This window comes from Flavobacterium hydrocarbonoxydans (assembly GCF_009789235.1).
Taxonomy (GTDB): Bacteria; Bacteroidota; Bacteroidia; order Flavobacteriales; family Flavobacteriaceae; genus Flavobacterium; species Flavobacterium hydrocarbonoxydans.
This window is the reverse complement of sequence record NZ_WSTB01000004.1, coordinates 1-11671: the sequence shown is the minus strand read 5'-3', so window position 1 is coordinate 11671 and position 11671 is coordinate 1. Positions and strand designations below refer to the sequence as shown.

Below are 11671 nucleotides of genomic sequence, written 5' to 3'. Positions count from 1 at the left end.
GTCTAATTTCATTAAAAATAAAATCAAAATGACACATAAAAATATAATTGTAATTTTTCTTTTAAGCGTTTTGTTTACCGCTTGTAAAGACAAACTAGCTCCTGTTCAGGAAAACGCATTACAACCAACTGCAGTAACCGAAGCTTTGCCACACGATACAGACGATCCTTCTATTTGGATTCATCCAACAGATCCATCAAAAAGTATTATTGTGGGAACTGATAAGGATACTGATGGCGGTTTGTATGCTTTTGATTTAAAAGGAAAAATTATTGCAAAATCAGAAGTTTTAAAACGACCAAACAATGTTGATATTGCTTATGGTTTACTGGTTGACGGAAAAAAAGTGGATGTTGCGGTTACCACTGAAAGAGAATCTAATAAAATTAGAATTTTCAGTTTACCTGATTTAAAAGCAATTGACAACGGCGGAATTCCAGTTTTTGAAGGGGAAACCATGCGTGACCCAATGGGAGTTGCTTTGTACACACGCCCAAGTGATAAAAAGATTTTTGCTGTTGTGGGTAGAAAATCCGGACCATCCGGAACCTATTTATGGCAATATGAACTTGCAGGTTCTGGAAAATTTGCAACTGCAAAAGTAGTCCGTAAATTTGGAACTTACAGCGGAAAAAAAGAAATCGAAGCCATCGCTGTCGATAACGAATTAGGATTTATTTATTATTGTGATGAACAATTTGGAATCCGAAAATACAAAGCCGATCCTGCTCTAAACGACAATAAAGAAATGGCTCTTTTTGGAAAAACTGGTTTCAAAGCCGATAACGAAGGAATTGCCATTTACAAAAAAACAGCTACTACAGGTTACATTTTAGTTTCGAATCAGCAAGCGAATACTTTTATGGTATATCCTAGAGAAGGTGCTGCTGGCAATCCTAATGAATATCCTTTATTAGCAGAAATCCCAACTTCGACAGTAGAATGTGATGGTGCCGATGTAACGAATATCAATTTAGGACCAACTTATAAAAACGGTCTTTTTGTAGCTATGAGCAACGGAATGACATTTCATTATTACACCTGGGATTTACTTCAGAAACGAATTGATGAAGGGAAGAAATAGTTGTTTTGTTTCAGGTTTCAGGTTGAACCTGAAACCTGAAACCTGAAACCTGAAACTTGAAACTTGAAACTTGAAACTTCTAAAACAAAAAAAGGCCATTCATAACGAACGGCCTTTTCTAGTTTGAATTAGTAAGCTTTTATTCAGTAATAGGTGCTCCAGCCAAAATTTCGGCATTGGCAAACTCTTCAAATTTGGCAAAATTAGCTTTAAATTTCTGTGCTAATTCGATTGCTTTTTTATCGTACAACTCAGGATTTTCCCAAGTATTTCTAGGATTCAAAATTTCGCTTGGTACGTTAGGACAACTTTGCGGCTTAGCAATACCAAAAACTTTATGATTTTCAAACGCAACATTATCCAACTCTCCGTTAAGAGCAGCGGTAATCATAGCGCGGGTATATTTTAGTTTCATACGGCTTCCGGTTCCGTAAGCTCCACCTGTCCAGCCCGTGTTGATTAACCAGACTTTTACATCGGCATCTTTCATTTTTTTAGTTAGCATTTCTGCGTAACGTGTTGGGTGCAATGGCATAAATGGTGCTCCAAAACAAGCCGAAAAATTAGGTTGTGGTTCTGTAACTCCTGCTTCTGTTCCTGCAACTTTTGCCGTATATCCTGAGATAAAATGGTACGCTGCCTGACCTGGAGTCAGTTTTGAGATTGGAGGCAAAATTCCGAAAGAATCTGCTGTAAGGAAAAATATATTTTTTGGATTGTGTCCGATTGATCCTGGCTGAATATTATCAATATGTGTAATTGGGTAACTCACACGTGTATTTTGAGTGATAGAAACATCCTGATAATCAACTTCATTTGTTCCTGTTTTGAAAACCACATTTTCTAAAAGTGCTCCTTTTTTGATTGCTCTAAAAATGTCTGGTTCGTTTTCTTCTGTCAAATTAATAACCTTAGCATAACAACCGCCTTCGAAATTAAAAACAGTATTTTCATTCGTCCAGCCATGTTCATCGTCTCCAATTAATTTACGGTCCGGATCTGCTGATAACGTTGTTTTTCCTGTTCCTGATAATCCGAAGAAAATGGCAGTATCTCCTGCTTCACCAACATTGGCGCTACAGTGCATGGGTAATGTGTTTTCGAAAACTGGTAAAATAAAGTTCAAAGCAGAGAAAATTCCTTTTTTCATTTCTCCTGTATAACCCGTTCCTCCAATAAGCGCTACTTTTTTAGTAAAATCCAAAATAGCAAAATTAGACTGACGTGTTCCATCAACTGCTGGATCTGCCATGAAACTTGGCGCGCAAACTACGGTCCATTCTGGTGTAAAATTTGCTAATTCAGATTCTTCTGGTCGCAGGAACATATTGTAGCAAAACAAATTAGACCAAGCCGTTTCAGTAACCACACGAACATTTAATCTATAATTTGCATCAGAGCAAACATAAGAATCGCGAACAAAAACTTCTTTATTAGATAAAAACTGTGTTACTTTATTATATAATTTTTCGAAAGCTTCCGGGTCAAAAGGAATATTTACATTTCCCCACCAAACTTTATCCTCTGTTATACTATCTTTTACAATAAAACGATCCTGAGGAGAACGTCCTGTAAATTCACCTGTATTAATTGCTAGTGCTCCTGTAGAGTTCTCAACACCTTGACCTGATTGCAACGTAATCGCATGCAATTCATCAGCAGATAATTGGTAGCGAACTGTTGCATTTTCAATTCCTAATTCTTTCAGCGAAATCGATTGCGAGAAAAGTGTGTTAGTGTCCATAAATTTGTTGTTGTGTATGTTATGTATTTAGTGCACAAATACAATCTTACTTTTTTAAATTTTAAAACTTAAACAATATGAGTTTGTTATATTTTTTATCAAAATCAATAAAAAACAGCAAAAACACACATTAGTAAGACTATATGTTATTTATAGGACAAAATTAAAGATTAATTTTTAGATAGAATTTTTTATTCGGTATTTTATGATTTTTGCCTCAAAATAGTAAAAAATAGATAGCTCCAGGCTATAATTAATAATATTCCGCCTAAAGGTGTTGCGAATCCTATAATTCTAAAATCGAAAATAGTGAGCTGATTTGTAGATAATAAATAAAGTGAACCTGAAAATAACAGAATTCCAAAAATGGTCAAATCGTAAATTAATTTCATTGTTTTAATCGAAAGTTCTTTTCGTGTCGATAAAAAGAATAAAAAGAAAACATGATACATTTGATAACGGGCACCTGTTTCAAAAACCCCAATTTGCTCCGTTGTTAAATATGGTTTTAAAAGATGTGCTCCAAATGCGCTCAAAACAATTGCTAATGCTCCTAAAAGTAATGCTGTCAAAATTATTCTTCGTCTTATTTTTTTCATTTTGTCTTTTTTAATATAGAATATAAGGTTTGCAAAGGTAAAATTTATAACACTATAAACCCTGTATCTATTTTTTGTTTTTATAATATTAAACAAAAAGATGCTATTTTTACAATAATAAAATTGTTGTATTTATAACATTTTTGTATGTTTGTGTTATATATTTAAAATATGAGACGGATTTTAATTATCGGAGCTGGTAGATCAGCCTCTTCACTAATTGCTTATTTATTGAGCAAATCAGAAAGTGAAAACCTCCATCTGGTGGTCGCTGATTTATCTTTGGCTTTAGCCGAAAAGAAAATAAAAAATCACCCTAATGCTTCTGCAATAGTGTTGGATATTTTTAATGTAGAGAACAGAAAAGCTGCAATTAAAGATGCTTCTATTGTAATCTCGATGTTACCGGCTCATTTGCATATCGAAATTGCAAAAGACTGTTTGCAGTTTAGAAAACATCTCGTTACTGCCTCTTATATAAGTGATGCTATGCAGGCACTTAATGAGGAAGCCAAAGAAAACAATTTGATTTTCATGAACGAAATTGGTCTCGACCCCGGAATTGATCACATGAGCGCCATGAAAGTAATTGATGAAATCAGAGCCAAAGGAGGTAATATGCTTCTTTTTGAATCTTTTTGCGGCGGACTTGTTGCTCCGGAATCTGATACTAATTTGTGGAATTATAAATTTACCTGGGCGCCCCGAAATGTGGTTTTAGCAGGACAAGGCGGAGCGGCAAAATTTATTCAGGAAGGCACATACAAATACATTCCGTATGGCGCTTTGTTTAGAAGAACTGAATTTCTGGAAGTAGAAGGTTACGGAAAATTCGAAGCGTATTCGAATCGGGATTCTCTTAAATACCGATCCATTTATGGTTTAGATGATATTCTTACGTTATACAGAGGAACCATCAGAAGAGTTGGTTTTTCGAAAGCATGGAATATGTTCGTGCAATTGGGGATGACTGATGACAGCTACATCATGGAAGGTTCAGAAAACATGAGTTACCGACAATTTATAAACTCTTTTTTACCGTATCACCCAACAGATTCTGCCGAAATAAAAACACGTCTATTGCTAAAAATAGATCAGGACGATATTATGTGGGATAAACTTTTGGAACTGGATTTATTCAATCCGGACAAAAAAGTGAATTTACCTAATGCAACCCCGGCACAAATATTAGAAAAAATTCTTTCAGACAGCTGGACACTCCAGCCTGATGACAAAGATATGATTGTAATGTACCACAAATTTGGGTATGAACTTAATGGAGAAAAATTACAAATCGATTCAAAAATGGTTTGCATTGGCGACGACCAGACTTATACGGCAATGGCAAAAACGGTAGGACTACCTGTAGCTATGGCAACTTTATTGATTTTGAATAAAAAAATCACCACTCCCGGCGTACAGCTCCCTATAAACAAAGAAGTGTATTTGCCTATCTTAAAAGAATTAGAGGAATACGGAGTCGTATTTAACGAACAGAAAATGCCTTATTTTGGATATAATCCGGACTTATTTTAGTCTGCAACTTTTTTTTTAATTTTATTTTGGAATTTTTTTTTAGTTTTTAATTTTATCCGCTTCTGATCAAACAGAAGCGGATTTTTTTTTATTTCTGACTTTGAATCGTTATAGGCAAACTATAAAGAACACGAACGGGGTTTCCATCCTGAGTTGCGGGATTCCATTTAGGCGAAAGTTTCAGGACACGAATGGCTTCCTCGCCTAGCCCGTAACCTGCATCTTTAATAGTTTTAAATTCGGATAAGCTTCCGTCTTTCTCCACCATAAACTGCATTAAAATTTTTGTCTCAATTTTGTTTTTTGTTGCTTCCGCAGGCATTTTGAAGTTTTGGCCAACAAACATATAAAAAGCTCCCATTCCGCCAGGATAAACAGGCTCTTTTACACTTGTTGTATCGTAGCTTATTTCAAAACCACTTACATTTAATTTAGAATTCTTATCCTGTGCCAGATTCTTTGTAGTGAAAACTAAAAATAAGAAAACAAACATATTCAACACTACAACAGATTTTAAAACCACAATGGGCATAGATTTTCTCTTAGTCATCATAATAAAACGTTTTTTAGTTATTAAGTAATTTATATTACTCGCTAGAGCAATACTCCTTTTATTTGAGGCAAAATTCAAAAGAAGCTTCTGATAATCTGATACAGCATTAAATTGCTTATTCACCACATCATCAGCAAGAAACTCATGATTAAGTTTTATAGCTTTTTTGTAAAGAATAAATATCGGATTAAACCAAAAAATAAGCTGTAACACTTCTATAAGCAATACATCCAGAGTATGCTTTTGATGTAAATGAGCTTCTTCATGCGCTATCAATTCAGATGAAATTTTACCGTTTTCGAATTCCTCTTTATTAATAAAAATAATACTCCAAAATGAATGCGGTAAACTAGATTTTGTAAGCAAAACGACTCTTCTGTTATTGATAACTTTTTTTTCATGATTCTTTATTTCAATATAAATAGTGTACAAATTCCAAAAAAAGCGAGTAATCAATATTATTCCAACAATAAAATAAATTCCTAAAATCAAATTTGTCAAATTATAATTTTCAAAAACTGGTTCTATTTTATTTTTATTTGTAATTATAATTCCATCCAGGTGAAAGCCATTAATAGCGCTCGGGAGTTTTCTTTGAAACAAAAAAAAGTTAAACGGAATTAACAAACTAAACATTAAACTTAAAAGCAAATAGAATCGATTAAACCAAAACATTTTCTCTTTTTCAAGCCATAACTTATAAACTGCTAATAATATAAAAAGCAGTATTCCTGATTTTAAAAGATATACGATCATTTTTTCTTTTTTTGAATTTGACTGTCAATTATTTTTTTAAGTTCTTCTAATTCCGAAGTTGATAAATTCGTTTCGGTGGTAAAAAAAGAAGCAAATTGCGACGCCGAATTATTAAAAAAATTACTTATCAGTCCGTTTACGTGTTTCGAGAAATAAGCCGTTTTTTTGACTAAAGGGTAATATTCGCGAGAGTTTCCAAATTCGTTATAGGCAACAAATTTCTTGTCTATCATCCGCTTTAGCAAAGTTGCAACAGTTGTTGTTGCTGGTTTTGGCTCCGGATAAGCTTCGAGTAAATCTTTCATAAAAGCTTTTTCAAGCTTCCAAAGATGTTCCATTAATTGTTCTTCTGAGTTTGATAGTTGCATTTTTTTAAGGTTCTGAGTTACTAAGATTCTGAGTTTTTTGCCACTCCCGATAGCTATCGGGATAAAATGATTTTAATGATTTTTCCTGTGCGACTAATGTTTGTTTGTTTTTTAGAAATCTGTTTAATCCGAATAACCTGTGGTCTATTTTATTTTTTGTTCCGAAATCAATTCGCCGTTATTGTACTTTTTAATTTCAGTTAATTTTCCTTTATCCGAATAAAATTTCCAATCTCCAAAATAGAACCAATGTGTTTCTGCGGCACTAACATCGATTCTTGTTTTTCCTTTGGATTGTAATTTTCCGTTTTCGTAATAATATTTTACGGTGCAGATTCCGTTTTTGTATTTTTCGGTTTTATAAATTTTTCCGTTGATGTACGATTTCCATTTTTTAACCGGCAGATCCTTCTTGTAATGTTCGATTGATTTATAAACAATACTATCCTGAGTGTAAGCGTCTATCCAGACACCTTCTCTTTTTTTATCTATTTTTTGATTGATGGATTTACTTTTACATCCTAAAAGCAGGATTCCGCAAAAAAATAGTATAATAAATTGACGCATAATTTTTCTTTTGCTCTACATTCATAGACTCTACTCTACAAATGTAGAATAAAAAATTATACTTGCAAGAAAAAAATAAACTTTCTCGTTGATCGGGTGTGCGTTAGGGATTGAAGTGGAAAGCCCACAGCAAGGAGGAACGACGAAGCGAGGACTTGAAACGGAAAGCCCGACCCGCTTTTTCTGCGGGGAACGCCCAAAAAAAAATCCGCTCATTGCTGAACGGATTTTATATCATTGAAAGTTATTTTAGTACAATTCAAACTTAAAAAACTTTGCATCCTAGTGCCTTTGTAGCAAAAAACTATTTAGAAAGCTCCACAAAATATTTGTAAAACAACGGAATTGTTTCGATTCCTTTCAGGTAATTGAAGATTCCGAAATGCTCGTTTGGAGAGTGAATGGCATCGCTATCCAGACCAAAGCCCATTAAAATAGTTTTGCTCTTTAATTCTTTTTCGAATAAAGCCACAATTGGAATACTGCCTCCGGAACGAACCGGAATTGCTGGAACGCCAAAAGTTTCAGTATAGGCTTTATTGGCCGCTTTGTAACCAATACTGTCGATTGGTGTTACGTAACCTTGGCCTCCGTGGTGCGGCGAAACTTTTACGGTAACTCCTGCCGGCGCGATATTGGTAAAATGTTTGGTAAACAATTCTGTGATTTCTTCCCAATCCTGATTTGGCACCAATCGCATCGATATTTTTGCAAAAGCTTTGCTTGCAATAACGGTTTTGGCACCTTCGCCTTGATATCCGCCCCAAATTCCGTTTACGTCTAACGTAGGACGAATTGAGTTGCGTTCGTTCGTTACATAGCCTTTTTCGCCGTAAACATCATTTAAGTCTAATGCTTTTTTATATTTTTCTAAACTAAAAGGAGCTTTTGCCATTTCGGCTCTTTCCTCCAGCGATAATTCTTCGACTTTATCATAAAATCCGGGAATCGTAATATGATTGTTCTCGTCATGAAGAGAGGCAATCATTTTTGCCAAAACATTTATCGGATTAGCAACCGCCCCACCGTATAAACCGGAATGTAAATCACGATTGGGTCCTGTAACTTCTACTTCGACATAACTCAAACCTCTCAATCCTGTTGTGATCGATGGCTGTTGATTTGAAATCATTCCGGTATCCGAAATTAAGATTACATCATTTTTAAGTTTTTCCTGATTGCGTTCTACAAACCATGCTAAACTTGCTGACCCTACTTCTTCTTCGCCTTCTATCATAAATTTTACGTTACACGGCAACGTATTGCTTTGCACCATATATTCTAAAGCTTTTACGTGCATGTACATCTGACCCTTGTCATCGCAGGCTCCACGGGCAAAGATTGCTCCATCAGGGTGAATTTCGGTAGTTTTAATAACCGGTTCAAACGGAGGAGATGTCCATAATTCCATTGGATCCGGCGGCTGCACATCATAATGACCATATACCAGCACGGTTGGCAGATTAGGGTCGATAATTTTCTCTCCGTAAATGATAGGATACCCTGGAGTATCGCAAATTTCGACTAAATCACAGCCTGCTTTTGATAAACTTTCTTTTACTGCGTCTGCAGTATCAATTACATCCTGCGAATAAGCGGTATCAGCACTTACCGACGGAATTTTTAATAATTCGATCAACTCATTGATAAAGCGATCTTTATGTTGTTGAACGTATGCTTTTATGTTATCCATTTAAATGATTTTTTATAGAAATTCAAAAGTACAAAAAAGAGAATAAATATTTTTTTCATAAAATGCTTTGAAAATTCGAAGTTATGATTATCTTTGCACCCACAAACACCAGTTCAATGAACACCTTATTAAAATAAGAGTTTAGTGAATTAATTGAGCGGATATGGTGAAATTGGTAGACATGCCAGACTTAGGATCTGGTGCCGCAAGGCGTGTAGGTTCGAGTCCTATTATCCGCACTGAAAAAAAGCTTCTGAGATAACTCAGGAGCTTTTTTGTTTTGGGGCTTTCGCCGAAATTATCTTCTAAACCATATAAGTGATATAAGTTCATTTTATATTTTCAAGACTTCTCAAAAATGAACTATAATAATTCATACATTTACTTTCAACAAAAATCTTAGCAAAGAGATGGAATTATCAAAAGAAAGGAAAATTGAATTATTTATTATTCTAATACTAAGCATAATCGCCATGACTAGCTTCATGAATTTAAGAAACTTACATGTGAAGTTTATAAATAAAACTGGAGAACAAATTGACTCTTTGGTAATTGCAGGAACTTTAATTGGACCACTGAAAAATGGTAGTTCGACAGAATATATTGATTATAAGAAATTCAATTTTGATGATTCATCCCCTTACGAGCAACTTAGCGGGCTATTAAATGGTAAAAAAATAACTCAACTGAACTGGAGTTGGTGTGGCACAGGTAGAAATACAAAATCTAAAGGATCGTACATTTTTGACTTGAAAAAACAAATAAATGAAGAGGGCATTACTTGTCTATATTTAGTAAATCATAATGAAAAAATGTTCTGGGAAGAAAATTAAAACCTTAAAGGAAGCAAAAAATTCAATAAAAAACATAAAAATCTATTTTTAATATTTACCTCTATTTTTATTTTTAAAATCCTCAATCCGGTCAATTTAATTCGATTAAGCTTTTACAAATGCTCAAAAAATCAAGTTTTGCCATTATTGTCCTTTTTATTCTAAGTTCCTGTGCCGTTCAGCTAAAAAGCTTTGAAACGAACGATTGGTATGCTTTTACTAAAACAAATACCGCACAACAGCAGCCATCAGCTATTTATGAGTTTAAAGACGGAATGATTCGCATGCACGGAAATGAAAATAGTTGTTTGATGACCAAAAAAAGCTATAAAAATTTTGAACTCACCTTAGAATACCGATGGAATCTTGAAGAACAATACAAAACAAACAGCACAAAAAACAGTGGTCTAATGTATAATATTCCTTTAGACGCCTCTGATAGAATCTGGCCAAAAGGAATTCAGTTTCAGATAAAAGAAAATACTACTGGTGATTTTATTTTCCTGGATCAGGTAACCGCAATAGTAAACGGAAAATTAATTGAAGCTGGCGTAAGTGTAGTTTCGCCTAAGTTTTTAGACAACGAAAATCGGTATGGCGAATGGAATTCTGTTGTTATTATATCTTTCAAAGGAATGATTACGCAAATTTTAAACGGAAAAGTAGTAAATCAATGCACAGATGCTTCTTCGACTGAAGGCAAAATTTCTTTGAATTATGAGCGCTCGCCAATCGATTTCAGGAATATTACGATAAAGGGAATTAACGAAGAATAATTTTCGGCAGCGTTTTTTTTCCGCCACGAATTCACGAATTAATTTAAAAATTCGTGAATTCGTGGCGGAAACTTAGTATGTTTATTACTTTGTATTGGAATTTAATAACTCAATTATCTTATCCACATTTACTTCGCTGTAATCATTAATATAAAAATCACACGGAGGCAATTGTTCTTTTGTATGAGAGCTCAAAACACCAACCACTTTCATTCCTGCGTTTAATCCAGCTGTAACGCCCGAAAATGAATCTTCGAAAACAATACAGTCAGAAGGAACAACACCTACACGCTCTGCAGACTCTAGATATACTTCGGGATTGGGTTTATGAAATTGTACATCCTCGCTCGACATCATAGAATCCATTTTCTCAGCGATATTTAAGGCATTTATAATCAAATCAAGATTGGCGCGCGGTGCAGATGTCGCAACAGCAGTTTTAAAACCACGAGTTTTCAATTCGCTTAAAAATTCCAAATAATACGGAATAGTTTCGACTTTATTTTTATAAACCTCACGAAACATCCCTTCTTTTTCGTCTTCGAGCTTTGTAAGTTCTTCTCCGGTAATTGGCCGCTTAAAGAAGTGCGTCATGATATACCCATTATGTTTTCCGTACATATGCTCTTCAAACTCTTGTGCCGAATGAGTAATTTCATATTTATCGAAAAACGCTTCGAAAGCTTTTGCATGATGCGGATTAGTGTGACAGATCACGCCATCCATATCAAAAATAACACATTGCTGTTTCATTATATATTTTGTTTTTATAGATTGCAAGATAAGGCAATACAGCTTTATTTCACAAAGACTCACAAAGGTTTTTTGAGTTAGAAATTGGAAGTTGGAAGCTGGAAGTCAGAAGTTGGAAACTTCAAGCTTTATCTGACAGATGCGTTTGGATTTTGGGATTTGTGATTTTGGATTTGAACTTTAGAGTTCCCCATAATTCTTAGTGTCTTAGTGCCTTCGTGGCAAAACCCCGTTCATGTTATAAAACAAAAAATCCCCATCAAATTCATGATGAGGATTCTTAAAAGAAAGGCGACGACATACTCTCCCACATAACTGCAGTACCATCTGCGCAGGCGGGCTTAACTACTCTGTTCGGGATGGGAAGAGGTGAGCCCCGCCGCAATAACCACCTTAAGGTCGTTTTGCA

Annotated in this window: 11 protein-coding genes, 1 tRNA gene and 1 rRNA gene; 5 read left to right on the top strand and 8 right to left on the bottom strand. The window is 34.7% G+C overall.

Translation table 11 applies throughout. The features are described 5' to 3' along the window. Positions 1–28: 28 nt before the first annotated feature. Positions 29–1084, top strand: a complete 1056-nt coding sequence (locus GON26_RS07890) for a phytase (protein ID WP_160374290.1) — start codon at positions 29–31, stop codon at positions 1082–1084. A 139-nt stretch (positions 1085–1223) separates the two neighbouring features. Here the strand turns inward: GON26_RS07890 and pckA are convergent, their stop codons facing one another. Continuing rightward, complete coding sequence (pckA, locus tag GON26_RS07885; RefSeq protein ID WP_160374289.1) at positions 1224–2828, bottom strand: phosphoenolpyruvate carboxykinase (ATP); 1605 nt, start codon at positions 2826–2828, stop codon at positions 1224–1226. A 203-nt stretch (positions 2829–3031) separates the two neighbouring features. Next, positions 3032–3427: a DUF423 domain-containing protein gene (locus GON26_RS07880; RefSeq protein WP_202110853.1), complete on the bottom strand. Its 396-nt coding sequence runs from the start codon at positions 3425–3427 to the stop codon at positions 3032–3034. Between the two features lie 171 nt (positions 3428–3598). Here GON26_RS07880 and GON26_RS07875 point away from each other — a divergent pair, with 171 nt between their 5' ends. Then, the gene (locus GON26_RS07875) at positions 3599–4963 is read left to right on the top strand and encodes a saccharopine dehydrogenase family protein (protein WP_160374288.1); all 1365 of its coding nucleotides are present in this window, start codon (positions 3599–3601) and stop codon (positions 4961–4963) included. A gap of 88 nt (positions 4964–5051) precedes the next feature. Here the strand turns inward: GON26_RS07875 and GON26_RS07870 are convergent, their stop codons facing one another. The 4 genes from GON26_RS07870 to GON26_RS07855 all read right to left on the bottom strand — a co-directional run bounded on the left by GON26_RS07870 (position 5052) and on the right by GON26_RS07855 (position 8900). Continuing rightward, the gene (locus tag GON26_RS07870) at positions 5052–6272 is read right to left on the bottom strand and encodes a M56 family metallopeptidase (RefSeq protein WP_230407907.1); all 1221 of its coding nucleotides are present in this window, start codon (positions 6270–6272) and stop codon (positions 5052–5054) included. Continuing rightward, positions 6269–6640 (bottom strand): BlaI/MecI/CopY family transcriptional regulator, encoded by a 372-nt coding sequence (locus tag GON26_RS07865; protein WP_155074790.1) that lies wholly within the window; start codon positions 6638–6640, stop codon positions 6269–6271. The genes GON26_RS07870 and GON26_RS07865 overlap by 4 nt, the downstream gene beginning before the upstream one ends. Before the next feature lie 144 nt (positions 6641–6784). Then, positions 6785–7207, bottom strand: coding sequence for a toxin-antitoxin system YwqK family antitoxin (locus GON26_RS07860; RefSeq protein WP_160374287.1), 423 nt, complete (start codon positions 7205–7207; stop codon positions 6785–6787). Between the two features lie 304 nt (positions 7208–7511). Beyond that, entirely contained in the window at positions 7512–8900 is a 1389-nt protein-coding gene (locus tag GON26_RS07855) for a dipeptidase (RefSeq protein ID WP_160374286.1), read from the bottom strand. Positions 8901–9057: 157 nt separating this feature from the next. Here GON26_RS07855 and GON26_RS07850 point away from each other — a divergent pair. The 3 genes from GON26_RS07850 (at position 9058) to GON26_RS07840 (ending at position 10509) form a co-directional block, all read left to right on the top strand. Beyond that, positions 9058–9139, top strand: a tRNA-Leu gene (locus tag GON26_RS07850). A gap of 171 nt (positions 9140–9310) precedes the next feature. Next, positions 9311–9733, top strand: a complete 423-nt coding sequence (locus GON26_RS07845; RefSeq protein WP_160374285.1) for a hypothetical protein — start codon at positions 9311–9313, stop codon at positions 9731–9733. A 119-nt stretch (positions 9734–9852) separates the two neighbouring features. Continuing rightward, a complete protein-coding gene (locus GON26_RS07840) occupies positions 9853–10509 on the top strand; it encodes a 3-keto-disaccharide hydrolase (RefSeq protein ID WP_160374284.1) in 657 nt (218 codons plus the stop codon). Between the two features lie 84 nt (positions 10510–10593). Here the strand turns inward: GON26_RS07840 and GON26_RS07835 are convergent, their stop codons facing one another. Then, the gene (locus tag GON26_RS07835) at positions 10594–11262 is read right to left on the bottom strand and encodes an HAD family hydrolase (RefSeq protein WP_160374283.1); all 669 of its coding nucleotides are present in this window, start codon (positions 11260–11262) and stop codon (positions 10594–10596) included. A gap of 286 nt (positions 11263–11548) precedes the next feature. Continuing rightward, a 5S ribosomal RNA gene (gene rrf / locus GON26_RS07830) occupies positions 11549–11658 on the bottom strand. Between the last annotated feature and the right edge of the window lie 13 nt (positions 11659–11671).

Coding starts and splice junctions, on each gene's coding strand:
- GON26_RS07845 (WP_160374285.1), top strand. CDS start 9,311: ATGGAATTATCAAAAGAAAGGAAAATTGAATTATTTATTATTCTAATA.
- GON26_RS07860 (WP_160374287.1), bottom strand. CDS start 7,207: ATGCGTCAATTTATTATACTATTTTTTTGCGGAATCCTGCTTTTAGGA.
- pckA (WP_160374289.1), bottom strand. CDS start 2,828: ATGGACACTAACACACTTTTCTCGCAATCGATTTCGCTGAAAGAATTA.
- GON26_RS07890 (WP_160374290.1), top strand. CDS start 29: ATGACACATAAAAATATAATTGTAATTTTTCTTTTAAGCGTTTTGTTT.
- GON26_RS07870 (WP_230407907.1), bottom strand. CDS start 6,272: ATGATCGTATATCTTTTAAAATCAGGAATACTGCTTTTTATATTATTA.
- GON26_RS07880 (WP_202110853.1), bottom strand. CDS start 3,427: ATGAAAAAAATAAGACGAAGAATAATTTTGACAGCATTACTTTTAGGA.
- GON26_RS07875 (WP_160374288.1), top strand. CDS start 3,599: ATGAGACGGATTTTAATTATCGGAGCTGGTAGATCAGCCTCTTCACTA.
- GON26_RS07835 (WP_160374283.1), bottom strand. CDS start 11,262: ATGAAACAGCAATGTGTTATTTTTGATATGGATGGCGTGATCTGTCAC.
- GON26_RS07865 (WP_155074790.1), bottom strand. CDS start 6,640: ATGCAACTATCAAACTCAGAAGAACAATTAATGGAACATCTTTGGAAG.
- GON26_RS07840 (WP_160374284.1), top strand. CDS start 9,853: ATGCTCAAAAAATCAAGTTTTGCCATTATTGTCCTTTTTATTCTAAGT.
- GON26_RS07855 (WP_160374286.1), bottom strand. CDS start 8,900: ATGGATAACATAAAAGCATACGTTCAACAACATAAAGATCGCTTTATC.